General features: G+C 42.9%; 25 protein-coding genes. All 25 read left to right on the top strand.

Going from position 1 to position 26,800, the window contains the following annotated elements; translation table 11 throughout:
* Window positions 1-182: 182 nt before the first annotated feature.
* Window positions 183-1,481, top strand: coding sequence for a cell division protein FtsA (gene ftsA / locus BW986_RS07450; protein ID WP_076366660.1), 1,299 nt, complete (start codon window positions 183-185; stop codon window positions 1,479-1,481).
* 44 nt (window positions 1,482-1,525) lie between these two features.
* Complete coding sequence (ftsZ, locus tag BW986_RS07445; protein WP_076366658.1) at window positions 1,526-2,683, top strand: cell division protein FtsZ; 1,158 nt, start codon at window positions 1,526-1,528, stop codon at window positions 2,681-2,683.
* A 503-nt stretch (window positions 2,684-3,186) separates the two neighbouring features.
* Complete coding sequence (spoIIGA, locus tag BW986_RS07440) at window positions 3,187-4,113, top strand: sigma-E processing peptidase SpoIIGA (protein WP_076366656.1); 927 nt, start codon at window positions 3,187-3,189, stop codon at window positions 4,111-4,113.
* 58 nt (window positions 4,114-4,171) lie between these two features.
* Window positions 4,172-4,891, top strand: coding sequence for an RNA polymerase sporulation sigma factor SigE (gene sigE, locus BW986_RS07435; protein ID WP_076366655.1), 720 nt, complete (start codon window positions 4,172-4,174; stop codon window positions 4,889-4,891).
* Window positions 4,892-5,041: 150 nt separating this feature from the next.
* Window positions 5,042-5,821, top strand: coding sequence for an RNA polymerase sporulation sigma factor SigG (sigG, locus tag BW986_RS07430; RefSeq protein WP_034313871.1), 780 nt, complete (start codon window positions 5,042-5,044; stop codon window positions 5,819-5,821).
* A gap of 229 nt (window positions 5,822-6,050) precedes the next feature.
* The gene (locus BW986_RS07425) at window positions 6,051-6,320 is read left to right on the top strand and encodes a YlmC/YmxH family sporulation protein (protein WP_076366653.1); all 270 of its coding nucleotides are present in this window, start codon (window positions 6,051-6,053) and stop codon (window positions 6,318-6,320) included.
* Window positions 6,321-6,375: 55 nt separating this feature from the next.
* The gene (gene pgeF / locus BW986_RS07420; protein WP_076366651.1) at window positions 6,376-7,203 is read left to right on the top strand and encodes a peptidoglycan editing factor PgeF; all 828 of its coding nucleotides are present in this window, start codon (window positions 6,376-6,378) and stop codon (window positions 7,201-7,203) included.
* Between the two features lie 2 nt (window positions 7,204-7,205).
* Window positions 7,206-7,877 carry a YggS family pyridoxal phosphate-dependent enzyme gene (locus BW986_RS07415; protein ID WP_076366649.1) on the top strand — a complete coding sequence of 224 codons (672 nt, stop codon included), beginning with the start codon at window positions 7,206-7,208 and terminating at the stop codon, window positions 7,875-7,877.
* A 21-nt stretch (window positions 7,878-7,898) separates the two neighbouring features.
* A complete protein-coding gene (locus BW986_RS07410; RefSeq protein ID WP_076366647.1) occupies window positions 7,899-8,363 on the top strand; it encodes a cell division protein SepF in 465 nt (154 codons plus the stop codon).
* A gap of 6 nt (window positions 8,364-8,369) precedes the next feature.
* Window positions 8,370-8,636: a YggT family protein gene (locus tag BW986_RS07405; RefSeq protein ID WP_053345253.1), complete on the top strand. Its 267-nt coding sequence runs from the start codon at window positions 8,370-8,372 to the stop codon at window positions 8,634-8,636.
* 131 nt (window positions 8,637-8,767) lie between these two features.
* Window positions 8,768-9,541 (top strand): YlmH family RNA-binding protein, encoded by a 774-nt coding sequence (locus BW986_RS07400; protein WP_076366645.1) that lies wholly within the window; start codon window positions 8,768-8,770, stop codon window positions 9,539-9,541.
* A gap of 85 nt (window positions 9,542-9,626) precedes the next feature.
* Complete coding sequence (locus BW986_RS07395) at window positions 9,627-10,142, top strand: DivIVA domain-containing protein (protein ID WP_034313857.1); 516 nt, start codon at window positions 9,627-9,629, stop codon at window positions 10,140-10,142.
* A gap of 393 nt (window positions 10,143-10,535) precedes the next feature.
* The gene (ileS, locus tag BW986_RS07390; protein WP_076366643.1) at window positions 10,536-13,304 is read left to right on the top strand and encodes an isoleucine--tRNA ligase; all 2,769 of its coding nucleotides are present in this window, start codon (window positions 10,536-10,538) and stop codon (window positions 13,302-13,304) included.
* 206 nt (window positions 13,305-13,510) lie between these two features.
* Window positions 13,511-13,981, top strand: a complete 471-nt coding sequence (gene lspA, locus BW986_RS07385; RefSeq protein WP_076366641.1) for a signal peptidase II — start codon at window positions 13,511-13,513, stop codon at window positions 13,979-13,981.
* Window positions 13,974-14,891 (top strand): RluA family pseudouridine synthase, encoded by a 918-nt coding sequence (locus BW986_RS07380; protein ID WP_076366639.1) that lies wholly within the window; start codon window positions 13,974-13,976, stop codon window positions 14,889-14,891. The genes lspA and BW986_RS07380 overlap by 8 nt, the downstream gene beginning before the upstream one ends.
* Before the next feature lie 199 nt (window positions 14,892-15,090).
* Window positions 15,091-15,633 (top strand): bifunctional pyr operon transcriptional regulator/uracil phosphoribosyltransferase PyrR, encoded by a 543-nt coding sequence (gene pyrR, locus BW986_RS07375; RefSeq protein WP_076367903.1) that lies wholly within the window; start codon window positions 15,091-15,093, stop codon window positions 15,631-15,633.
* A gap of 176 nt (window positions 15,634-15,809) precedes the next feature.
* A complete protein-coding gene (locus tag BW986_RS07370) occupies window positions 15,810-17,099 on the top strand; it encodes a solute carrier family 23 protein (RefSeq protein ID WP_076366637.1) in 1,290 nt (429 codons plus the stop codon).
* A gap of 194 nt (window positions 17,100-17,293) precedes the next feature.
* The gene (locus BW986_RS07365) at window positions 17,294-18,229 is read left to right on the top strand and encodes an aspartate carbamoyltransferase catalytic subunit (protein ID WP_076367901.1); all 936 of its coding nucleotides are present in this window, start codon (window positions 17,294-17,296) and stop codon (window positions 18,227-18,229) included.
* Complete coding sequence (locus BW986_RS07360; RefSeq protein ID WP_076366635.1) at window positions 18,192-19,478, top strand: dihydroorotase; 1,287 nt, start codon at window positions 18,192-18,194, stop codon at window positions 19,476-19,478. Before BW986_RS07365 ends, BW986_RS07360 begins: the two co-directional genes overlap by 38 nt.
* Window positions 19,475-20,581 carry a carbamoyl phosphate synthase small subunit gene (locus tag BW986_RS07355; protein WP_076366633.1) on the top strand — a complete coding sequence of 369 codons (1,107 nt, stop codon included), beginning with the start codon at window positions 19,475-19,477 and terminating at the stop codon, window positions 20,579-20,581. Before BW986_RS07360 ends, BW986_RS07355 begins: the two co-directional genes overlap by 4 nt.
* Window positions 20,560-23,766: a carbamoyl-phosphate synthase large subunit gene (gene carB / locus BW986_RS07350; RefSeq protein ID WP_076366631.1), complete on the top strand. Its 3,207-nt coding sequence runs from the start codon at window positions 20,560-20,562 to the stop codon at window positions 23,764-23,766. The genes BW986_RS07355 and carB overlap by 22 nt, the downstream gene beginning before the upstream one ends.
* Window positions 23,763-24,542 (top strand): dihydroorotate dehydrogenase electron transfer subunit, encoded by a 780-nt coding sequence (locus BW986_RS07345; protein ID WP_076366629.1) that lies wholly within the window; start codon window positions 23,763-23,765, stop codon window positions 24,540-24,542. The genes carB and BW986_RS07345 overlap by 4 nt, the downstream gene beginning before the upstream one ends.
* Entirely contained in the window at window positions 24,539-25,480 is a 942-nt protein-coding gene (locus tag BW986_RS07340; protein ID WP_076366627.1) for a dihydroorotate dehydrogenase, read from the top strand. Before BW986_RS07345 ends, BW986_RS07340 begins: the two co-directional genes overlap by 4 nt.
* Entirely contained in the window at window positions 25,452-26,168 is a 717-nt protein-coding gene (gene pyrF / locus BW986_RS07335) for an orotidine-5'-phosphate decarboxylase (RefSeq protein ID WP_076366625.1), read from the top strand. The genes BW986_RS07340 and pyrF overlap by 29 nt, the downstream gene beginning before the upstream one ends.
* A complete protein-coding gene (gene pyrE / locus BW986_RS07330) occupies window positions 26,162-26,797 on the top strand; it encodes an orotate phosphoribosyltransferase (RefSeq protein WP_076366623.1) in 636 nt (211 codons plus the stop codon). Before pyrF ends, pyrE begins: the two co-directional genes overlap by 7 nt.
* Window positions 26,798-26,800: the final 3 nt, after the last annotated feature.

The following is a 26,800-nucleotide window of genomic DNA, read 5'->3' as shown; positions in this document are numbered from 1 at the left end:
AACAATAAGCACCATAAAGTGTGAAATCTACGAGTTTTGTTCGGGAAATACAAAATGAACCGCTTATCTATGAAATTCACGAGTTGTTGTAATCAGTTCTGTTATTCTATAATGTATAAGACTTCGATATAAAAAATGTTATTCTACTAATACATGTATAAAACTGAAGGAGGTGCCATGGAATGAACAGCAACGAAATATACGTAAGTCTTGACATCGGTACATCCAGTGTAAAAGTTATCATTGGGGAAATGGTCAATGACACATTAAATATAATCGGCGTAGGAAATGTTAAATCAGAAGGGCTCAAAAAGGGTTCGATCGTCGGTATTGATGAAACCGTCCAATCCATTCAAAAGGCTATAGAGCAAGCAGAACGGATGATAGGGATGGAGATAAAAAAGGTAATCGTCGGCATAAGCGGAAATCACGTGACGCTTCAGCCATGTCATGGGGTAGTAGCGGTATCCAGTGACAATAAAGAGATTACCGAGCATGACGTTTTCCGTGTTAGGGAAGCAGCGGAGTTAATAACGATACCATCCGACAGGGAAATCATCGACGTGGTGCCGATTCACTACAAAGTTGATGAACTTGATGAAATCAGTGATCCAAGGGGCATGATAGGTGTCCGGTTGGAAATGAGAGGGATTTTAATCACAGGTCTTCGGACAATTTTACATAACACACTGCGCTGTGTGGAAAAGGCAGGGTTGGAAATAACCGATATCGCCCTTCAGCCGTTAGCCGCAGGTTCCCTTGTTTTATCCAAGGATGAAAAAGAACTTGGTGTGGCACTTGTCGATATTGGCGGTGGTTCCACGACTCTGGCAATTTTCGAACAAGGCTATTTACAATATACGTCTGTGATACCTATAGGCGGGGAAACACTTACGAAGGACCTCTCCATCGTTCTAAGGACAACGATGGAGGAAGCTGAGAAAATAAAAGTAAAGCATGGACATGCCTTTTATGATGACGCGTCTGAAGATGAAATATTCCAAATACCGATCATCGGCAGCGATCAGCAGCAGACCTGCAACCAGTTAATGCTTTCGGATATCATTGAGGCGCGGGTGACCGAAATATTCGAGTTGATTCAAGATGATTTGAAGAGACTTGGATTCCAGGATATACCAGGTGGTTTCGTGTTGACCGGGGGCGTCGTCAAGATGCCGGGAGTCCTTGAGCTAGCTCAATATGTGTTCCAAAACCGAGTAAGGACAGCTGAACCGAATTACATCGGTGTCAGGGAACCCCAATACACGACAGCTGTTGGTTTGATTAAACACGCATGCAAGAAAGAGAGAATGCAAAAAAACACCGCTAATAAAACTCCTGTAGCAGCTGGACAAGCTCAAGAAGATAACGACCAGCGCAGCCAGAAGGTTTCTCAGAAAAGCAAAGAGAACACGGCTAAAAAACAAGGTGAAAAAGGTGAATCTAAATTCAAAAAAATCCTGGGTTACTTTTTTGAATAACAATCATTAAGAATCGGGAATTTCGTCAAAATAGGAGGATTGTCATGTTGGAGTTTGATTCTAATCTAGAACAATTAGCAACGATAAAAGTAATAGGTGTTGGCGGCGGCGGAAACAATGCGGTAAACAGAATGATCGAGCATGGTGTACAGGGTGTTGAGTTTATTTCTGTCAATACTGACGCACAGGCTCTTAATCTATCAAAAGCAGAAATCAAAATGCAAATCGGTGGGAAGCTTACACGTGGTTTGGGAGCAGGTGCCAATCCCGAGGTAGGAAAAAAAGCTGCTGAAGAAAGCAAAGAGCAGATTGAAGAGGCGCTTAAAGGTGCCGATATGGTTTTCGTAACGGCTGGAATGGGCGGCGGTACGGGAACAGGGGCTGCTCCTGTAATAGCGGGCATTGCTAAAGATCTAGGGGCTCTTACAGTGGGTGTAGTTACACGTCCATTTACTTTCGAAGGCCGAAAACGTGCAACACAGGCTCAAGGCGGCATTTCATCCATGAAGGAATCGGTTGACACACTGATCGTCATTCCGAACGACCGCCTCCTTGAAATCGTCGATAAAAGCACGCCGATGCTTGAAGCATTCCGTGAAGCCGATAATGTACTTCGCCAAGGTGTACAAGGGATTTCAGATTTGATTGCTGTTCCAGGTCTTATTAACTTGGACTTTGCCGATGTGAAGACGATCATGTCCAACAAAGGTTCCGCACTTATGGGAATCGGGATTTCCTCAGGGGAAAACCGTGCGGCGGAAGCGGCGAAAAAAGCCATTTCCAGTCCGTTGCTTGAAACATCGATTGATGGTGCCCAAGGCGTACTGATGAATATTACAGGTGGCACGAACCTAAGTCTTTTTGAAGTCCAGGAAGCGGCCGATATCGTGGCTACTGCATCCGATCAAGACGTCAACATGATTTTTGGTTCGGTCATCAATGAAAACCTTAAAGATGAAATCGTCGTTACGGTAATTGCAACAGGCTTTAACGAGGTTGAAGCTTCAATACGTCCTACTGGACGTCCAACACTCGGACAACAACAGCAATCAAGACCTCAGACACAACAAACGCCACAGCCAAGCGTGAAGCGTGAAGTGAAGAGAGAAGAAGTCAATGAACAGCCTGCACGTAATGCCAATCAAGGTGATGAGGCCCTGGATATTCCAACCTTCCTCCGTAACCGTAATAGACGCCGTTAATACCGACGTGATATGCCGTTCCCATTTGGGGACGGTTTTTTGTCGTTAATAAAATGAATACTTAAAAGCAATTGTGTCAATTGACCTTATAATAATGGGTGTTTCTCGAGCTTTATCACTCGATTCTAAGTGATAAATGAAATCTGCGTTATTGGATCCAGGATTGTCTGAATGTCCTGTGAGCTGGAAGACGGAATTGTGCTGGATGGAGTGTCTTGTCAGAAGGGAGTCCCCATCATTTGTTCACTTTCATTCATTAATGTAAAAAGAAGAGAGAGCAATTAATTATTAAACTTTTATAACATAAATCGACAGAAGTAAAAGGGAGCAGGATAGTCTCTAAGACAGTATTGAAAATATCAATGGCTGTTTTTCTACAAAAAGTGTAAAAATGACTGAAAAACTCTTAAGTTTTCAGTACAAAAAGTGACACACTTTCTAAGGGCAGGTACGCTATACTTTTTGCTAGTGGAAGGTTTGTTAATAAAAGGAGGGGAGGGTGTTTGACTTTATATTTAGATGTGATCTGGTTGTTGAATTGGTTATTTGACTGCCTCCTTTTATATTGGACCGCAATCATTCTCAAACGAAGGGTAGCTCTTTGGCGGGTATGCATCGGCGGGTTGATTGGTTCCTTCATTATCGTATTGGCATTCACTCCTTTTTATGCAATTGCCGACCGGGTGTACATGAAGATTTTAGTATCCCTTGTCATGGTGCTGGCAACCTTTGGGTTTAATAGGTTGAAACTTTTCATGAAATCGGTGGCCACTTTATATTTCGTGACGTTTTTATCGGGAGGAATCCTTCTGGGACTTCACTACTTATTTGAATTCCAAATCGTGTCCAAGGACCCTGGTCAATATGCAGGAATCAACCGTTTTGGCGATCCTGTCAGCTGGATATTCGTAATGATCGGGTTCCCGCTCGCATGGCAATTTTCCAAACGAACACTTGAAGGGATGGAGATGACCAAGCTTACACATGAACAAATGGTTTCGGTCTCGGTTAAAATTTCTGACTTTGAAGGGAAATTTCATGGATTGGTGGATAGCGGCAATCAATTATATGATCCGATTACACGTTCCCCAGTAATGATCATCTCTCTTTCAGGAGGGGAAGCAGGAATACCGGACGATATGCTAGAGCTCTTTAAAAACCCTGATAACCTGATTAGTCAGGAAATGCAGCCCGAATATTCATGGACAGGAAGAATGCGTGTCATCCCTTATAAAGTCGTGGGTCATGAACATCAGCTTTTAACCGCAATCAAACCGGATTACATTAAAATCGTTCAAGGAGAAAAAGAATTTCATGTCAAGCAGGGTCTCGTTTCGTTTACCTTCCAGCAACTCTCTCCCGACAATAGCTATCAATCTATCGTTCACCCGAAAATGTTAACCGGGATACCGGTGCAAAATGCCTCCTGAACCATCAATTCACTCTTTAATTTGACCCATAATCCGTTTATTAGAAGGGAGAATTATTTTGAAGAAATTCATTCTTCGGCTCACTTATTTGTGGTACAAACTATTGTTCAAGCTCGGATTGAAAACGGACGAAATATTTTATATAGGAGGGAGTGAGGCACTGCCGCCGCCCCTTTCGAAGGAAGAAGAGGCAATACTGATCAATAAATTACCCAATGGTGATGAAGCTGCACGTTCGATCTTGATTGAACGTAATTTAAGGCTGGTGGTATATATTGCCAGGAAATTCGAAAATACTGGCATCAATATTGAGGATTTAATCAGCATTGGTACCATAGGTTTGATCAAAGCTGTGAATACATTCAATCCTGAGAAGAAAATAAAACTGGCTACATATGCTTCGAGATGCATCGAGAATGAAATATTAATGTATTTACGAAGAAATAACAAAATCCGTTCTGAAGTTTCTTTTGATGAACCTCTGAATATTGATTGGGATGGAAATGAACTTCTGTTATCCGATGTACTTGGAACGGACGATGACATTATCACGAAAGACCTTGAGGCAAACGTTGACCGGAAGCTGCTGACAAAAGCACTTACACAGTTATCCGAACGTGAAAAACAGATAATGGAACTCCGTTTTGGGCTTGCAGGCGGAGAAGAAAAAACCCAAAAGGATGTTGCCGACATGCTAGGGATTTCCCAATCTTACATTTCACGTTTGGAAAAAAGGATTATTAAGAGGCTTCGTAAAGAATTTAATAAAATGGTGTAAAAAAATAAAGTGCTTAAATGTCAATCAAATCAATACTTTTGTGGCTATATTGAAAAATAATGGGGATTTTCCCTTCTAGCCATGTGCATATTTTTTCCTCCCGCGGAAATACTGTTTTTTGTACAGCGCTCCTGTGAGGAGGGAATAATTTTGTCTCGTAATAAGGTTGAAATCTGCGGTGTGGATACATCAAAATTACCGGTTTTAAAGAATGAAGAAATGAGAAAACTCTTTAAAGAACTGCAAGATGGCGATATTTCAGCAAGAGAGAAACTGGTAAACGGGAATCTTCGACTCGTTCTAAGCGTCATTCAACGCTTCAACAATCGGGGAGAGTATGTAGATGATCTATTTCAGGTAGGCTGTATAGGGTTGATGAAGTCGATAGATAACTTTGACCTAGGTCAAAATGTTAAGTTTTCAACGTATGCTGTTCCGATGATTATTGGAGAAATCAGAAGATATCTTCGTGACAATAATCCGATTCGGGTATCCCGTTCTTTAAGAGACATCGCTTATAAAGCTTTGCAAGTAAAAGAAAAGCTCATAAGCCAAACCCTTCGTGAGCCGACAGCTGAAGAAATCGCCAAGGTGTTGGAAGTACCTCATGAAGAAATTGTTTTTGCACTAGATGCTATACAAGATCCAGTTTCACTTTTTGAACCGATTTATAATGATGGCGGGGATCCGATTTATGTACTCGACCAACTGAGTGATGAAAAAAATAAAGATAGTACCTGGATTGATGAAATAGCTATAAATGAAGGCATGAGACGGTTGAATGACCGGGAAAAAATGATCCTTCGCAAACGGTTTTTCCAAGGGAAGACGCAAATGGAGGTAGCCGAGGAAATCGGCATTTCACAAGCACAGGTCTCCCGATTGGAAAAAGCGGCAATCAAACAAATGAATAAAAATATCCAACAGTAGAAGCTGAGCATGAGAAAAAGTTAGCTGAAGCGGGTAGGGCAAAAATGTCAATACCCGCTTAACGGCTACTTATCCATAGCGGCTTTTTTATTTTGTTGAAAATCCCTTCCGGAAGGGATCGTGATCGAATGGACGTTTATTTATCGTATTCTTCATCCTTTAGCGCATTATGTCATATACATAGGAATAGGACCTTCATCTATGATGAAATTTTGAGGAGCTGAGTGATGTGACCAGGATTTCCGAATTTCAAATTAAGGATATCGTCAATATAGCGGATGGTAAGAAATTAGGTAATATGTCAGATCTTGAAATAAATACGGCCACGGGGAAAATAGAGGCCATCATCGTTTCAAATGGAACTAGATTGATGGGTTTTTTTGGAAGGGAACAGGATATTGTGATCCCATGGCGTAAAATAAAAAAAATCGGTGCGGATGTCATACTTGTTGAGCATCAGACTGTTTTTCAAGCAGAAGTGAAAGATGAACGGTTTTAAGGGTGCTTGGCGCAAATATATGATACACTAGACTAAAAATAAAGAGGTTTATAGCATGAAAGAGCCATTTGTTTTAATAAAAGACCAATATATGCTCATTGACAGCTGGAGACAAAAAAATCTCCAGCTCGTAGCGGGCTTCACCACAAAAAACGGGGGAGTTAGTACAGGTGATTTTCAAACATTGAATACCGGTTTTCATGTCGGTGATAAACTTGAAGACGTCCAGGGAAACCGCAGGATCATAGCTGATAAGCTGATGTTTCCGCTTAATGAATGGATAGGTGCCGAGCAGACACATGAAACGAAGATCCATAAAGTTACCAGCCGCGATGGCGGAAGAGGTGCCACGGATTATGATTCAGCCTTTAAAGCGACTGATGGATTCTATACGAAGGACCCAGATGTTCTATTGACCCTTTGCTACGCAGACTGCGTGCCCTTATACTTTCTTGCTCCGGCACATGGTATGATTGGTGTGGCACATGCTGGCTGGAAGGGTACGGTTAATGGAATTGCACGAAAAATGGTTGAGGCATGGCGGAGTGAGGGTATAAAAGCAAGTGAGATATTTGCTGTTATTGGACCGTCGATTTGTTCGAAATGCTATGTAGTTGATGATTATGTCATGGATTTAGTGCATAATTTGCTGGTAGATATTGACGAAAAGCCCTATAATTTAATCAGTGAAGGACAATATCAGTTAGACCTTAAGCAACTTAATGCATTGATTCTTCAAAAATCAGGAATTCCAAAAAGTCAGATCGAAGTTACATCATACTGTACAAGCTGTGATCATGAATTGTTTTTTTCACATCGCCGTGATAACGGGAAGACAGGCAGGTTGATGAGTTTTATCGGTTGGAAGGAGGATTTAGAGTAACAGTGAAAGTAGTGGACAATTTAAAAAACATCGAAGAAAAAATAAATAGAGCATGTGAGAATAGTGGAAGGGACCGTGAAGGGATAAAGTTGATCGCAGTGACGAAATATGTTTCGGTCGGGAGAGCGAATGAAGCATTGGAAGCGGGAATACTTGATTTGGGTGAAAACCGTGACGAAGGGCTTTTGACTAAATATGAAGTGCTGAAGGACAAGCCCAACTGGCATTATATCGGTTCCATGCAAACACGCAAAGTAAAGAATGTCATCGATAAAATTTCGTATATCCACTCATTGGATCGCATTTCTTTGGCAGAAGAAATTCAAAAACGTGCAAATGAGCCGATAAACTGTTTAGTGCAGGTGAATGTTTCTGGTGAGGAATCAAAACATGGCCTAGGTCCTGAGGAGACGATGGATTTCATCAAAGGATTATCCAAGTTTGATAAGGTGAATGTTGCAGGATTGATGACGATGGCTCCACTGACCGATGAAGAACAGGTTTTGCGGGAATGCTTCCGAAAATTGAAAGGCATCCAGGTTGAAATACAAAATTTAGAGTTAGAGCATGCCCCCTGTACGGAGTTGTCCATGGGGATGTCCAATGATTTCATGATTGCCATTGAGGAAGGCGCTACAATGATCAGGATTGGTACAGCACTTGTAGGCGAATAATTTTAAGGAGGTACCCTATAGATGTCGTTCGTATCAAAATTTAAATCTTATTTCGCGCTGGATGATGAGTATGAGTACAAGGATGAAGTGATGGAAGAAGAGGAGGCTGAACCAAAAGTCGTGAAGTCAGCTAAACAGCATCAGTCCGCTTCTGCAGGGAATCATGCCAATCAGAATATCGTAAGTTTGCAAAGCGTACAGAAATCTTCTAAAGTAGTATTATTGGAGCCTCGTGCTTATGCAGAAGCCCAGGAGGTAGCTGACCATTTAAAAAACAGGCGCGCTGTAGTCGTGAACCTTCAACGAATCCAGCATGACCAAGGGAAGCGAATCATTGATTTTCTAAGTGGGACTGTTTATGCAATCAGCGGGGATATCCAAAAAATCGGAACAGATATATTCTTATGTACCCCGGACAACGTCGATGTTTCCGGTAATATTACCGGCTTCGCCGCCGAAGAGGAGTACGAAGAAGCGAGGTGGTAATGGTTAATGGGTTTAGTGCTTCAGGGTTTATATTATTTAATTGAAATTTATTCAATGGCATTAATCGGTTACATATTGATGTCATGGTTCCCCAATGCAAGGGAGACATCGATTGGTCAATTTCTGGAAAAGATTTGCGAACCGTATTTAGAACCGTTCAGAAAGTTCATCCCGCCGCTAGGCATGATCGATCTTTCGCCTCTTGTGGCTTTGCTGGTACTTAATTTTGCCAGCGGTTATGGAATCTATTACTTACAGACTTTAATAGGATGATCAACAACTAACCTGACATGATCTTACTACACAGTCGGAAGATTCTCCGCTGTGTAGTAGCAACGCAGAGCCGTTTAATCAATTCCTTATGATCGTCCATTATTTGATAACTAAGGAGCATTCATTCAATCATGAGTATTTATCAGCATTTCAGGCCGGAGGAAAAGGATTTTATTGACCAGGCCATGAATTGGATCGATCAGGTTAAAAATTCCTACGCTCCGAAACTATCTGATTTTCTTGATCCGCGTCAGCAGGAAATTCTTACTTCCCTATTGGGGAATGATCCGGATGCGAAACTGCAATTTAATGGCGGGGGCGATTTCGTAGAGCGAAAGCGTGTACTCATTTACCCTGATTATTACTCTCCTGAACCATCGGATTTCAATATCTCCTTATACGATATCTCCTATCCAAAAAAGTTTGTTACGCTTGAACATAGGCAAATACTTGGAACCTTGATGTCACTAGGGGTAAAACGTGAAAAATTTGGTGATATAATAGTGACGGAGGAGCATACTCAATTTATAGCTGCCGAGGAGATGGATTCATATCTCACAGGGAATCTTGAGAAAATGGGTAATGCTTCTGTTTCCATCAGACGGCTTCCGATCGAGGAAATCGTCCAAGTTAAAGAAAAATGGGAAGAGCAAGTAACCACCGTCAGTTCCCTTAGGCTTGACAGTGTGCTATCATCCGTCCTGAACATGTCCCGTCAAAAAACGCAGGCCTTGATAACGTCAGGAAAAGTAAAGGTGAATTTCAAGCAAACGGAAAACGTCTCGGAAGAATGCCGCGAAGGTGATACACTTTCCATCAGAGGTTTTGGCAGATGTAAAATAGCTTCAATCGATGGGAAAACCAAGAAGGATAAGTGGAGAATCTCGTTAGGCAGACAAAAATAATTCGATAAAAAGCAGGATTTATAAATTTATTGTCGAATATAGAGTTTTAACATACTAGAGTAGAAACCGTTCTGGAGGTGCCGTAATGCCCTTAACCCCGATAGATATACATAACAAGGAATTTAACAAAGTATTTCGTGGGTATGATGAAGATGAAGTAAATGAATTTCTCGACCAGGTCATTAAAGATTATGAACTGATTTTGAGGGAGAAGAAGGAACTTGAAGATAAACTGAACGAGACTTTTGATCGTTTGGGACATTTTACGACAATTGAGGGTACACTTAACAAGTCGATTATTGTCGCTCAGGAAGCAGCTGAAGAATTAAGGCGCAATGCCCAAAAAGAAGCGAAACTGATCATAAAGGAAGCAGAGAAAAACGCGGACAGGATCGTCAATGAGTCACTCGTTAAAGCAAGGAAAATAGCGATGGATATTGAGGATTTGAAAAAGCAATCCAAAGTATTCCGGACGCGTTTCAAAATGCTTGTCGGTGCACAGCTCGATTTACTGGACAATGACGATTGGGATCATCTTCTGGATTATGAAGTGGATGCGACTGAAATAGAATTAAATGAGAGAGTGGAAGAGGAAATTTAAACGATTCCTTGACTTTGAACACTTTTTTCGCATATAATTTTTTAACAATACTATTCATTATGAAATTAGACGATGACAGGGAAAGTAAATTCTTCACACACTTATTTTTAGCGAACCGGGGATGGTGAAAGCCCGGAATAAGCGAAGATATTGAAGATCACCCTTGAGTTCTGAGTTGAACCTGCTTTTGCAGTAAGTAAATGAAGCGTTTCATTCACGTTACGAATGCTCGAGAGGTTGGATTCACTTTGTGGATCTTTCTAGCCAGGGTGGTACCGCGGGAAGCTAAGCTTTCTCGTCCCTTTTTTAGGGATGAGAAGGCTTTTTATTTTGGCCGGATATCAAGTCATCGGTTCGAATGAATTTATGTAAAGACGGATGGAGGATTTTATGATGGAATACAAAGATACCTTATTGATGCCTAAAACTGAATTTCCAATGCGAGGGAATTTGCCGAAACGTGAACCGGAAATCCAAGAAAAATGGAAAGAAATGAACATTTATAAAAAAGTGCAAGAACAAACGGAAGGACGTCCTTTATTCATTTTGCATGATGGACCTCCATATGCCAACGGCGATATCCATATGGGCCATGCAATGAATAAGGTTTTAAAGGATTTCATTGTCCGATTTAAATCAATGAGCGGTTTTCAAGCACCGTATGTACCTGGCTGGGATACGCATGGACTTCCAATCGAAACGGCATTGACAAAAAAAGGCGTGAAACGGAAAGAAATGAGCGTTGCCGAATTCAGAAAGCTTTGTGAAGAGTATGCTTATGGTCAGATTAACAATCAACGTGAGCAGTTTAAGAGAATAGGGGTCCGTGGTGATTGGGATAATCCTTATATCACATTAAAGCCTGAATATGAAGCCCAGCAAATCAAGGTGTTCGGTGAAATGGCGAAAAAAGGCTATATTTATAAAGGGAAAAAACCTGTTTACTGGTCCCCGTCAAGTGAATCAGCTCTTGCCGAAGCAGAAATTGAATATCAAGACAAACGTTCTGCGTCCATTTATGTTGCTTTTGAAGTCACAGATGGCAAAGGTGTAATCGAAGAAGGCGTCAAAATCATCATCTGGACGACAACTCCATGGACGATTCCGGCTAATCTTGGTATTTCATTGCATCCGCAATTAAATTACGTGGTAGTGGCTGTCGAAAATGAAAAATTCTTACTTGCTGAGGCACTGCTTGAGTCTGTTACGGAAACATTAGGCTGGGAAAACCCGTCTATCCTGAAAACAGTAAAAGGAAGCGAGTTGGACCGTGCCGTTGCCAAACATCCTCTTTATGACCGCGAATCTTTAGTGATGTTAGGTGAGCACGTAACGACTGAAGCTGGAACGGGTTGCGTTCATACTGCGCCTGGCCATGGTGAAGATGACTTTATCGTTGGGCAAAAATACGGCTTGGACGTACTTTGTCCAGTGGATGAAAAAGGTGTCATGACGGAAGAGGCAGGGGAATTTGCCGGATTATTTTATGATCAAGCGAATAAACCTATTACCGAAAAATTAACTGAAGCAGGTGCGTTATTGAACTTGACGTTCATTACGCATTCTTACCCGCATGACTGGCGGACGAAGAAGCCAACGATCTTCCGTGCAACAGCACAATGGTTCGCGTCAATCAAAGACTTCCGCAGTGAACTTCTGGAAGCGATTGAAGAAACGAAGTGGGTACCGGCTTGGGGCGAAACGCGCCTATTCAATATGGTCCGTGACCGCGGGGATTGGTGCATTTCCCGCCAACGTGCATGGGGAGTGCCAATTCCAGTGTTTTATGCAGAAAATGGCGAGCCGATCATTACGGATGAAACAATCAACCATATTTCAAATCTATTCCGTGAACACGGTTCAAACATCTGGTTTGAGCGTGAAGCGAAAGATCTTCTGCCTGATGGCTATACACATGAAGGCAGCCCGAACGGTATCTTCACGAAAGAAACGGATATCATGGACGTTTGGTTCGATTCCGGTTCCTCTCATCAAGCGGTACTTGAAGAAAGAGACGACTTGCAACGGCCTGCAGACCTTTATTTAGAAGGGTCAGATCAATATCGCGGCTGGTTTAACTCATCGCTTTCAACAAGTGTTGCAGTTACAGGCAAAGCACCATATAAAGGTGTACTTAGCCACGGTTTCGCATTGGATGGCGAAGGCCGTAAAATGAGTAAGTCGATCGGGAACGTTGTACTGCCATCCAAGGTCATGAACCAACTTGGTGCAGATATCTTACGCCTTTGGGTAGCTTCGGTGGATTACCAATCGGATGTCAGGGTTTCCGATCCTATTTTAAAACAAGTTTCGGAAGTTTACCGTAAAATCCGTAATACATTCCGCTTCCTGTTAGGGAACTTGGATGGATTCAATCCAAAAACCGATAAAGTGGCAGTTCAAGAATTGCCTGAAGTCGATCGATACATGCTCGTTAAATTGAATAAACTGATCAAACAGTCGAAGCTAAGTTATGAAAATTATGAGTTTGCTACAATTTATAATATGGTCAATAATTTCTGTACACAGGATTTAAGTTCGTTCTACCTTGATTATGCAAAAGACATTCTTTATTGTGAAGCTCCAAATGGTAAAGAGCGTTTGGCGATTCAAACGGTCCTTTACGAATCATTGGTCAGCTTAACCAAATTGGTGTCACCGATCCTCTCTCATACAGCTGATGAAGTATGGGCGTTCATTCCGGGTGTAAACGAAGAAAGTGTACAGTTGACATTGATGCCTGAAGAAATTTCCATTGATGATGCTGAAGTCATTGAAGAAAAATGGACGGCGTTCATGGATGTCCGTGATAATGTTCTGAAAGCATTAGAAGAAGCCCGTAACCAGAAGATCATCGGAAAATCACTGAACGCTAAAGTGATGGTATATGTTAATGAAGAAACGAAGAACCTGCTTGATGGCATCAAGGAAAGCTTTGAACAGCTATTCATCGTTTCCGAATTCGAAATCGCTGGAGATGTGGCAAGTGCCCCAGCAGATGCGGTTAAACTTGAGGATATAGCGATCCTTGTTACAAAAGCAGAAGGTGAAACGTGTGAACGTTGCTGGAATGTTTCGAAGGAAGTAGGTCAAGTGGAAGAACATCCAACACTTTGCCCGCGTTGTGCTACTGTTGTGAAAGAGCATTACGTGAATCAATAATTCCCACAAGAAAAGCCGGTCCCTTTAAAAAGGGCCGGCTTTTTGTGGGAATGAAAGATAAACGCCGATAGGTAATTTTACCTTTATCCAATCTTACCGATATTCTTTAAATACAGTTAGCAGACTTATGCTTTTCGGATTAGTCATTATTTCTAGTTTATGCTACAATTCAAAAGTGAAGATTTGATTAGTTTGGGGGAAAAAATGTGTTTTATTATTTGATTGCCCTTTTGGTCATAGCTCTCGATCAGCTGACAAAATGGATGATTGTGAAAAAAATGGAGTACGGAGAAAGCATTGAAATTATTGAAAACCTTCTATATATCACCTCGCATCGTAATCGTGGGGCAGCATGGGGAATTCTACAAGGTCAAATGTGGTTTTTCTACATCATCACCATCGCTGTCATTATTGGACTTGTCTATTATATTCAGAAAATGGCGAAGGAAAGCATTTTGCTTGGAGTTGCACTTGCTCTCATGCTAGGCGGTGCGATTGGTAATTTCATCGATCGTGTTGCTCGTCAGGAAGTAGTGGATTTCGTTCATACCTATATTTTCAGCTACAGTTTCCCGGTATTTAATGTTGCTGATGCTTCGCTTTCAATTGGTGTCGGACTGCTCGTGATTCATATGTTTTTAGAAGAAAAAAACGCTAAGGAGAAAGATAATGGATAAAAGGTTATACAGCATCGATGAAACACTAAAAGGAGTTAGGATTGATAAGGCTCTTTCCACTTTGAATGAGGAATGGTCACGTACTCAGGTCCAGCAATGGATTAAGGATGATCATGTTTTGGTAAATGGAACGGCGATAAAGACGAATTACAAAGCTATTCCTGGCGATACAATCGAAGTGACGATACCTGATCTTGAGGAATTGGATGCGGTAGCAGAGGAAATGGATTTGGATATCTATTATGAAGATAAAGATGTACTAGTTGTTAATAAACCAAGCGGCATGGTCGTCCATCCGGCACCGGGACATGTATCTGGCACGCTTGTAAATGGATTGATGGCTCACTGCAAGGATCTTTCTGGAATTAACGGAGTCATGCGGCCTGGAATCGTCCATCGGATCGATAAAGATACATCAGGTTTATTGATGGTTGCTAAAAATGATATGGCACATGAGAAACTGGTACAGCAGCTTGTTGACAAAACGGTTACCCGTAAGTATCAAGCTGTAGTTCATGGTGTGATCCCCCATGACTTCGGAACGATCGATGCACCGATCGGCCGCGATAAAAAAGATCGCCAAAGCATGACTGTCACAGATTCGAATTCCAAAAATGCTGTCACGCATTTCCGTGTCATCGAACGATTCAAAGCTTTCACTTTGGTGGAATGCCAGCTTGAAACAGGAAGAACACATCAAATCCGTGTTCACATGAAATACATTGGTTTCCCACTGGCTGGAGATCCGAAATATGGTCCGAAAAAGACACTGAAATTAGATGGACAAGCGTTGCACGCGGGTCTTCTAGGTTTCATTCATCCACGTACAAATGAGTATATGGAATTCGAAGCTCCGATCCCGGAAGAGTTTGAAAATCTAATTAATCAATTGCGTAGAAGTAAGGATTGACAAATTCGTTTTTCTGATATATTATAATAACAACAACTTAACAAGAACCTTTAACACAGTACAGAGAGACTGAGAAGGAAACGGATACGCAAAGTGGGATAACCATGCCCATGGCGATAAAATCCTCATGCCTTCTTGGCATGAGGATTTTTTGTTGAAATTGACCTATCAGAAAAAAGGAATCGGGGTGGCCGACGTGTTGAATGAGAAAGCCATAGTACTTGATGAGAAGGCCATTAGCAGAGCCTTGACGAGAATTGCCCATGAAATTATTGAGAAAAATAAGGGTATTGAGGATTGCGTCTTAATCGGGATACGCACTCGCGGGATTTTCCTCGCTGACCGACTTGCAAAGCGCATCAATCAAATAGAAGGCAAGGAAATAGAACTTGGTGAACTGGATATTACACTTTATCGCGATGACCTTTCGAAAAAGACCAATGATGGAGAACCCATCGTAAAAGGCTCAGACATTCCGGTCAACATCACTGACAAGAAAGTGATTTTAGTGGATGATGTTCTTTTCACAGGCAGAACCGTTAGAGCGGCAATGGATGCTCTGGTGGATTTGGGAAGACCTTCGCAGATCCAGCTCGCCGTATTAGTAGATAGGGGACATAGGGAATTGCCGATTCGCGCGGATTTTGTCGGGAAAAACGTCCCGACTTCCCAATCTGAAAAAATTACAGTTACTTTAACAGAAGTAGATCAATTAGATCAAGTTACTATATTAGAAAACTAAACAACATGAAAATTTCATATTACCCTTTTAAAGACAGTCCAGAGAGGCTGGCAAAGGGGAGTCAATCGGGAGAGCTCTGCCTACGCATAGGCATTCGCCTTCTGAGAAACCCTCTTTGTATATTGCAAAGAGGGTTTTTGCAGTTTTGATGGAATTTTCATGAGGGGGATACGGAAATGGAAGAAACTAAAAGGGACATCGTACTGGATGTCGAGGACGTGCCAAAGGCTGGGCAGTGGATTACGTTAAGCATCCAGCATTTGTTCGCCATGTTCGGTGCAACGGTACTGGTGCCATTCTTGGTAGGATTAAGCCCGGCGGTTGCACTGGTTTCAAGCGGATTGGGCACACTTTCATACTTATTGATAACCAAAGGTAAGATACCAGCTTATCTCGGTTCATCTTTCGCTTTCATTACGCCAATCATCGCGGCTAAGGCTCTAGGAGGTCCGGAAGCGGCCATGATCGGCTGTTTTGCAGCAGGGTTCATATATGGGATAGTAGCTTTGATTATCCAAAAAGTCGGATTGAGCTGGTTGATGAACATACTTCCTCCGGTTGTGGTGGGTCCGGTGATTATCGTAATCGGATTAAGCCTTGCCGGAACGGCCGTGGACATGGCAATGTATGATCCACAAGATAAATACAGCGTCACATATATAGTGATAGCGCTGATCACTTTAGCGGTAACCATCATCTGTAACGTGTTCTTTAAGGGATTCATTAACTTGATCCCCATTTTAATCGGAATCATAGTCGGCTACGGCTGTTCGGCTGTTGCAGGAATAATCGATTATGAACCGATCAAGTCAGCACAATGGTGGGAAATGCCTGAATTCATGTTTCCATATGTAACCTATACACCGTCCTTCTCATGGGAAGTCATTGCCATCATGGTACCGGTCGCCATCGTAACTTTATCAGAACATATCGGACACCAGATGGTACTGAGCAAAGTAGTCGGCAGAAATTTTTTGGAAAATCCCGGTTTGCATCGCTCGATTTTAGGAGATGGAGCAGGAATCATGATTGGTTCCTTAATCGGTGGGCCGCCGCTGACATCATATGGCGAGAATATTGGGGTCCTGACTATGACAAAGGCGTACAGTGTGTATATCATCGGTGGGGCCGCATTGACAGCAATCATCTTTGGCTTTAACGGTAAGATTTCAGCAGTCATCAGCTCGATACCTACAGCTGTGATGGGCGGCATTTCCATCTTGCTCTTCGGTATCATCGCATCAAGTGGATTGAGGATGCTGATTGATAATAAGGTCGATTTTGACAAGAAAAGGAACCTGATGATAGCTTCAGTCATCCTAGTGTTAGGAATCGGAGGAGCGTTCGTACAACTATCGGAAACGGTATCGCTTTCCGGAATGGCACTTTCAGCCATCGTCGGAATCCTTCTTAACTTGATTCTTCCGGACCGTGAAAAAATATCCGGAGATATATTTGAAAAATAAGATACTGCATCAAAACAATAAATCACCTTTTAAAAGAAGTCCAGAGAGGCTTAAAAGGGTGTTGCTGTAAAGAATGAGAACGGGGTAAAGTGTTAACCATTCCGTATCCTCACACTCTTTATGACCTACACCCTGTCCTTAATGGCGGGGTATTTTTTATGCCCCGCATCACAAATGTGAAAGGAGCAGGATCGATGAAAAAATTATTGACCATGAATGAATTGACTTTAACTGATATTGAAAGAATTTTACATGAGGCAGAGTGTTTTGCCAACGGATCTAGCTGGAATCCAAAGCAGCAGACCACAGTTGCCAACCTCTTCTTTGAACCAAGTACACGTACAAAATCAAGCTTTGAAATGGCTGAAAGAAAATTGGGGCTTGAGGTCATTCCTTTTGATGCGGGTACATCATCCGTATTGAAAGGTGAAACCTTATATGACACTGTTAAAACGTTAGAAGCAATAGGTGTAAATGCCTTGATCATCCGTCATGAACAGGATAATTATTTCGACGAATTGAATGAGAAGATCGGGATTCCAATAATCAATGCAGGGGATGGCTGCGGAAATCATCCAACCCAATCATTACTGGACTTATTGACGATAAAACAAGAGTTTAAAAGCTTCAAAGGTCTGAAGATTGCCATAATCGGTGATGTGAGGCATAGCCGGGTTGCGAAATCGAATGCAGAAGCATTAACACGTTTAGGGGCGAATGTCGTATTTTCGGGTCCTCCTGAATGGTTCGACAGATCAAACAGTTTAGGAAGGTACGAAGACATCGACCATGCGGTAGCTACCTCGGATGTGGTCATGCTGCTCAGAATACAGCATGAAAGGCATATTGAAAAATACGATCAGGCAAATGGAGATTATCTGGAAAGTTTCGGCCTGACCAAACAACGTGAAAAAAATATGAAACCGGATGCGATCATCATGCATCCTGCACCAATAAACCGCGGTGTTGAAATAGACAGTGATTTAGTCGAATGCAGCCGCTCAAGAATTTTCAAACAAATGGAGAATGGCGTGTTCATCAGAATGGCCGTATTAAAAAATGTGCTTGAACAATCCGAAGGGGGAAACATTCATGAAAACAATAATCAAAAATGGAGTATTGCTAGATAATCAAAACTCATTCAAAAAAGCGGACATTGAAATGGAAGGCAAGGTCATCACAAAGATCGGCGAGAACTTGGCAACGGAAAATTGTAAAGTAGTTGACGCTGAAGGGTTACTTATTACTTCAGGCTTCGTTGACCTGCATGTCCATTTACGCGAACCGGGCGGTGAACATAAAGAAACAATCGCAAGTGGAACGCTTGCAGCGGCAAGAGGCGGTTTCACTACGGTAGCGGCGATGCCCAATACAAGGCCAGTTCCCGATACAGTGGAAAACCTTGAAGCGCTTAACAGGAAAATTGAAGAAACGGCTCATGTCAGGGTACTCCCATATGCATCCATTACGATTAGGGAAGCAGGCAAGGAGTTGACCGACTTTTCTTCATTAAAACAAACGGGTGCTTTCGCCTTTACGGACGATGGCGTGGGAATTCAAGAAGCCGGGATGATGCTGGAAGCGATGAAACGGGCAGCCGCTCAAGATATGGCCATAGTTGCTCATTGTGAAGACAATAGCTTAATCAATAAAGGCTCCGTCCATGAAGGTAGATTCTCAAAAGAACAGGGAATCAATGGAATTCCGTCCGTATGTGAAGCTGTACATATTGCTCGGGATATCCTCCTTGCTGAAGCGGCGGATTGCCATTATCACGTTTGCCATATATCCACGAAGGAATCGGTAAGGACGGTAAGGGATGCCAAACGCGCCGGTATCCGCGTCACAGCCGAAGTTACACCGCATCACTTATTATTGTGTGAAGATGATATACCGGGACTTGATACGAATTATAAAATGAACCCACCATTAAGGGGCCGTGAAGATCGGGATGCATTGATAGAAGGATTGCTTGACGGAACCATCGATTTTATAGCAACAGACCATGCCCCGCATGCGGCAGAGGAAAAAGCGCAGGGAATGCAGCTGGCTCCTTTCGGAATAGTGGGATTGGAAACGGCCTTCCCGCTGCTTTACACCGAATTGGTTAAAAAGGGCGTCATTACATTAAAGCAATTGATTGATTTCATGACAATCAAACCATCTGAAAGTTTCTCCCTTCCTTATGGAGAGCTAAAGGAAGGTGCCATTGCAGATATCGTGCTCATCGATTTGGAAACTGAAAAAGAAATTAATGCTGAAGAGTTTGCTTCAAAAGGAAAAAATACACCTTTTAATGAAAAGAAATGTTATGGCTGGCCAGTCATGACGATTGCAGAAGGAAAAATAGCTTGGGAAAAAGGACGTGTTCAAGGATGAAAAGACAGCTAATTTTAGAAGACGGGACAGTATTCCTTGGGGAAGCATTCGGAGGGGACGTAGAAAAAATAGGTGAAGTCGTTTTTAACACAGGAATGACGGGGTACCAGGAGATTCTATCCGATCCATCATATTGCGGTCAAATCGTTACACTTACGTATCCATTAATCGGGAACTACGGGATAAACCGGGATGACTTTGAATCCATCAATCCAGCGATCTCAGGATTCGTCGTTAAGGAAACGGCAGAATTTCCTTCCAACTGGCGAAACCAATTATCACTTGATGAATATCTGAAAATGAAGAACATACCTGGAATAAGCGGAATCGATACGAGAAAGCTGACAAGAATCATCAGGAAATCAGGTGCACTTAAAGGGGCGCTCTGCAATATCAATAAAGATGCAAAAGAAGTGGTTTCCCAGTTGAAAGCAACTGTGATTCCTTCCAATCAAGTGAAACAGGTTTCAACAAAAGCACCTTATTCCAGCCCGGGCAGAGGCCCGCGGGTAGTTCTTGTGGACTATGGAATGAAGCATGGGATTTTGCGTGAGCTGACGAAGCGCGGCTGTGATGTCGTGGTTGTGCCTTATAATGTCACGGCCGAAGAAGTGATGCAATATCATCCGGATGGCGTGATGCTTTCAAATGGCCCTGGAGATCCGAAAAGTGTTCATGAGACGCTTGAAATGATCCGTACAATCCAAACTCAAGTGCCATTATTCGGAATCTGTTTAGGACATCAATTATTCGCACTTGCAAACGGGGCGGATACGGAAAAATTAAAATTCGGCCATCGAGGTTCTAATCATCCGGTTAGGGACCTTCGGACCGGAAAGGTATCCATCACATCTCAAAATCACGGATATACAGTAGAAGAGCTTTCCATTGAAAATACAGAACTTATTGTGACACATACAGCATTGAATGATGATACGATTGAAGGTCTGCGCCATAAAAAGTATCCGGCTTTCACCGTACAATATCACCCGGAAGCATCACCAGGGCCGGAAGATGCCAACTACTTATTCAATGAATTTTTACAAATGATTGAAGCTGCAACCAACAAGGGGGAAAAAACATGCCAAAACGCACTGATATAAAAAGCATCCTAGTAATTGGTTCCGGTCCGATCGTCATCGGACAGGCCGCCGAGTTCGATTATGCAGGAACCCAAGCGTGTATAGCCTTAAAAGAAGAAGGTTATCGAGTGATCCTGATTAACTCTAACCCTGCTACAATCATGACAGACAGTGAAATGGCTGACGCCGTTTATATCGAACCGATCACATTGGAATTTGTCAGCAAAATCATTCGTAAAGAGCGCCCGGATGCACTGTTACCTACCTTGGGCGGACAGACTGGCTTGAACATGGCAGTCGAGCTTGCCGAATCAGGAATCCTGGAAGAATGCAATGTACAGATTCTTGGGACCAAACTTTCAGCTATCCAACAAGCGGAAGACCGTGACCTTTTCCGTACGCTAATGAACGATCTAGGGGAACCAGTACCTGATAGCGACATCATTCATAACTTGGAAGAGGCTTATACATTCGTTGAACGGGTCGGCTACCCAGTCATTGTTCGTCCTGCCTTCACGCTTGGCGGAACAGGCGGTGGGATTTGTGATAACGAAGAGCAACTTATCGAGATTGTTGAGGGTGGCCTGAAAAGCAGCCCGGTACACCAATGTCTGCTTGAGAAGAGCATTGCCGGTTTCAAAGAAGTGGAATATGAAGTGATGCGTGATTCAAATGATAATGCGATAGTCGTTTGTAATATGGAAAACTTCGATCCTGTCGGTGTCCATACAGGCGATTCAATTGTTGCCGCACCAAGCCAAACATTAAGTGACAGAGAGTACCAAATGCTTCGAAATACGTCATTGAAGATTATCCGTGCCTTGAAGATTGAGGGCGGGTGTAATGTTCAGCTGGCGCTAGATCCAGACAGCTATCAATATTATGTCATTGAAGTGAACCCAAGGGTCAGCCGTTCGTCGGCACTTGCTTCAAAAGCAACAGGATATCCAATTGCAAAGCTTGCAGCAAAGATAGCCGTTGGTTTGACACTCGATGAAATGATGAACCCTGTCACTGGCAAAACCTATGCCAGCTTTGAACCGGCACTGGACTATGTCGTTACGAAAATTCCGCGCTGGCCATTCGATAAGTTCGAAAGCGCCAACCGTAGGCTTGGAACCCAAATGAAGGCGACCGGAGAAGTCATGGCAATCGGCCGTACATTCGAGGAATCGATCTTAAAAGCTGTCCGTTCCCTTGAGGCGGGCATATACCATCTTAATTTGAATGACGAGTTTGAAGATGGGAAAATAGAGAAGCGGATCCGAAAAGCGGGAGATGAACGGTTATTCTATATCGGTGAAGCGTTAAGAAGGGGAATAACGATCGAAACAATACACGAATGGAGCCAGATCGATTTATTCTTCTTGCATAAGTTGGAAAAGATAATCGTCTTTGAAAAACAGCTTAAAGAACATTCTTTTGATTGTGAAGTATTGCAAAAGGCTAAAGAACTAGGGTTTTCTGACAAAACCATTGCAGAAATATGGGGAGTTCCCGAAATTGACGTCTATGAGTTCCGGAAACAGCAAGGAATCATCCCTGTTTACAAAATGGTCGATACATGTGCTGCGGAATTCGAATCGGAAACACCGTACTTTTATGGGACATACGAAGATGAGAATGAATCCATCGTTACTGACAAGAAAAGTGTCATTGTTCTGGGATCAGGCCCAATTAGGATAGGGCAAGGAGTAGAGTTTGATTATGCGACCGTACATTCGGTATGGGCCATTAAAGAAGCGGGATATGAAGCGATCATCATTAACAACAATCCTGAAACAGTTTCGACGGATTTCAGTATCTCCGACAAACTTTATTTCGAACCATTGACTATTGAAGATGTCATGCATGTCATCGATTTGGAAAAACCGGAAGGGGTCATCGTCCAGTTTGGTGGACAGACGGCAATCAACCTTGCAGATGGTCTTGTTGAAAGAGGAGTGAAGATCCTTGGTACTTCACTTGAAGACCTGGATAGGGCGGAAAATCGCAATAAATTCGAAAGAGCACTTAAGGATTTAGGCATTCCGCAGCCAAAGGGTAAAACCGCAACATCGGTTGATGAAGCGATCGTCATCGCTGAAGATATTGGATATCCGGTTTTAGTAAGGCCATCGTATGTTCTCGGAGGAAGAGCGATGGAAATCGTCTATAAACAAGAAGAATTGCTGCATTACATGAAAAACGCCGTGAAAATAAATCCGGATCATCCTGTCCTGATAGACCGCTACTTAACGGGTAAGGAAATCGAAGTCGATGGAATTTCCGATGGGGAAACGGTCGTTATCCCTGGAATCATGGAGCATATCGAACGTGCAGGCGTCCATTCAGGTGATTCGATTGCAGTCTATCCGCCTCAAAATTTAACGGAAAAACAAAAAGAAGTAATCATCGATTATACGACCCGATTGGCAAAAGGTTTGAATATAATTGGTCTCTTGAACATTCAATATGTCATCAGCAATGAAGAAGTTTATGTGATTGAAGTAAATCCACGTTCAAGCCGCACCGTTCCATTCTTAAGTAAAATTACGAACGTGCCGATGGCTAACTTAGCCACGAAGGTCATCTTGGGCCACACACTTGAAAGCCAAGGTTACAAATCGGGGTTAGTGCCAGAACAAACTGGGGTCTATGTGAAAGTGCCAGTCTTCTCTTTTGCAAAATTAAGAGGTGTGGACATCTCACTCGGACCTGAAATGAAATCGACTGGTGAAGTAATGGGGAAAGATAGCACCCTTGAAAAGGCTTTATACAAAGGGCTGGTCGCTTCCGGTTTCAAAATAAAGGGGCATGGTTCGGTGTTATTGACGATATCTGATAAAGATAAGCAAGAAGCGCTACTTTTAGCTAGACGTTTCCATAATATCGGTTTCAAGCTGATAGCCACCAGTGGAACCGCTGCCTTATTGAAACAATCCGGCATCCCTACTGCGATTGTCGGTAAAATTGGCGAAGAAGGTACGAACCTTCTGGATGTTATCCGGAACGGGGAAGCACAATTTGTCATAAATACTTTGACAAAAGGTAAGCAGCCGGCTCGAGATGGTTTCAGAATCCGACGTGAATCGGTTGAAAATGGAGTGACATGCCTAACATCACTTGATACGGCAGAAGCAATTTTAAGAGTGATAGAATCCATGACTTTCTCGGCAGAAGCAATGGGAAAAACGGAAAAAAGTCGTGAGGTGAGCTATATATGATCAAGAAGGAAAGAATGAAGGTGTTAAATCATAAGGAACTGGCCCCATCCATTTTTGAACTTACACTGCAAGGTGAATTGGTTTCAGAGATGAATCAGCCTGGCCAGTTTGTCCAAGTCAAGACAACAGATGGCACTGAGCCATTGTTAAGACGCCCGATTTCAATTTCTTCTTACAACAACAGTGAAAAACAGTTCACGATGATATACCGGGCTGAAGGTAAAGGTACGACGCTGTTATCACAGCGTAAAGAGGCGGAAGCGGTCGATATCCTTGGACCCCTTGGCAACGGATTTCCCGTTCATGAGGCCAAAAAGGGCGAAACGGCATTATTGGTTGGTGGCGGGATTGGGGTCCCGCCCCTGTATCAATTATCACGGATGTTGGTTGCGAAAGGTGTTAAGGTAATCCATGTATTGGGCTTCCAGACCAAGTCAGCCATCTTTTACGAAAAAGAATTCAGTGAATTAGGTGATACCCATATTGCTACGGTGGATGGTTCATATGGGACAAAAGGTTTTGTTACGACTGTAATAGACAACTTGGAGCAAGAGTTTGCAACGATCTTTTCATGCGGGCCTACACCAATGTTAAGAGCGTTGGAGGCGGGCTATCGTGAGAAAAAGCTTTACCTGTCCCTTGAGGAAAGGATGGGATGCGGCATCGGTGCATGCTTTGCTTGCGTGTGTCATACAGGGGATGATCCAACTGGTTTCAGTTATAAAAAGGTATGCAGTGACGGACCCGTATTCCGGGCAGGAGAGGTGGTATTATGAGCAGGCTTTCAGTTGAATTACCAGGATTAAACTTGAAAAACCCGGTCATGCCAGCATCTGGATGCTTTGGATTCGGCCGTGAATACAGTCAATTTTTCGACTTGGATATTCTTGGGGCGATCATGATCAAAGCGACCACTCCTGAGCCGAGGTTCGGTAACCCGACTCCGCGTGTTGCGGAAACCTCTTCGGGAATGCTGAACGCCATCGGTCTGCAGAATCCAGGTTTAGAAAAGGTCATCAGTGAAGAATTGGCCTGGTTAGGTGGGTATGATGTTCCCATCATCGCCAACGTTGCTGGTTCGCAAATAGATGACTATGTAAAGGTTGCCAGTGATATAAGTAAGGTGGGAAATGTAAAGGCACTTGAATTGAATATCTCCTGCCCGAATGTAAAAGAAGGTGGCATTGCTTTCGGTACGGTGCCGGAAGTTGCCAAAGAGGTAACCAAGGCGGTCAAGGAAGTGTCTACCGTGCCTGTATATGTGAAGCTTTCACCGAATGTCAGTAATATTGTGGAAATGGCCAAAGCCGTAGAAGAAGGCGGGGCCGACGGTTTGACAATGATAAATACATTAGTCGGCATGCGATTGGATTTAAAAACTGGCAGACCGATCCTTTCTAACAGGACGGGTGGGTTATCTGGTCCTGCAATTAAACCTGTTGCGCTACGGATGATTTATGAGGTAAGCCAGCAAGTGTCTATTCCGATCATCGGAATGGGCGGCATCGCTACAGCGGAAGACGTCATTGAATTTTTCTATGCGGGTGCGAGTGCTGTTGCGGTGGGAACCGCTAACTTCGTGGATCCCTTTGTATGCCCGACCATCATTGAAGAATTACCGAAATTGTTGGATGAGTTAGGATTTGACCATATTTCAGAATGTACCGGAAGGAGCTGGAAGCAGAATGAAACAGTCGCTAATTATCGCTCTTGATTTCCCTGACCTCATTCAAACGGAAGAATTCCTAAAACAGTTCCGTTCGGAAAAACTGGCTGTAAAAGTGGGGATGGAATTATTTTATCAGAATGGACCATCAATAATTTCTTTCGTAAAAGAGCAAGGCCACGATGTGTTCTTGGACTTGAAGCTTCATGATATTCCGAATACGGTCAAAATGGCCATGACAGGATTAGCAACTTTAGGGGCTGACATGGTCAATGTACATGCGGCGGGTGGACAAAAGATGATGGAAGCAGCCTTGGAAGGTTTAGATAAGGGAACGTCCGCTGGTAAAAAACGTCCATTATGCATAGGGGTTACCCAACTGACGAGCACATCACAAGAACAGATGAATGTTGAGCAAAACATTGCCGGATCTTTGGAGGATTCGGTCCTTCATTATGCAAAACTTACTAGACAGGCAGGATTGGATGGCGTCGTTTGTTCCACCCATGAAGTAAAGAACATACATGAACGCATCGGTCACGAATTCTTAACGGTCACACCTGGAATCCGAAGTGCAGGTGGCCAGGCGCATGATCAAAAGAGAATTGCCACGCCTGAACAGGCTAGGGATTTTGGAGCGGATGCCATCGTTGTAGGGAGAGCCATAACGGCGGCGGCAGATCCATTAAGGGCGTATTTGGATATGAAAGCAGCTTGGGAGGGAATATCATGTTAAATAATAAGATAGCTGAACATCTATTGGAAATAAAAGCAGTGTACCTACAGCCGAATGACCCTTTTACTTGGGCATCTGGAATTCAATCACCCATTTATTGTGACAACCGCTTAACCCTTTCATACCCAGAGGTTCGCAATGAAATAGCGGAAGGATTGAAAGGATTGATTGAACAGAATTTCCCTGAGGCTGAACTGATTGCAGGCACAGCAACTGCAGGCATTCCGCATGCAGCTTGGGTGAGTGAAAAATTAAATGCACCGATGTGCTATGTACGATCAAAAGCCAAGGAGCACGGAAAGGGCAATCAAATCGAAGGCCGTGCTGTTCCAGGACAAAAAGTGGTGGTTGTCGAAGACTTGATTTCAACCGGTGGAAGTGTGATTACTGCTGTTAACGCGCTGAAAGAAGCTGGCTGCGATGTTCTAGGAGTCGTTTCGATCTTCACTTACGAATTGGAAAAAGGAAAAGAAAAATTCGATGCTGAGGGCATTATTAACCATTCATTGAGTGACTACTCGACTTTGATAAAAGTCGCTAATGAAAAAGGGTACATCACAGCAGAAGAATTGGAAAAGCTAAAAAAATGGCGTGAGAATCCGGCAGATACGGCTTGGATTACTGCATGAAAA

The organism is Peribacillus simplex (genome assembly GCF_900156045.1).
Taxonomy (GTDB): Bacteria; Bacillota; Bacilli; order Bacillales; family DSM-1321; genus Peribacillus; species Peribacillus simplex_D.
Note: the sequence above shows the minus strand (reverse complement) of the source record. Positions and strands in the feature narration are given on the sequence as shown.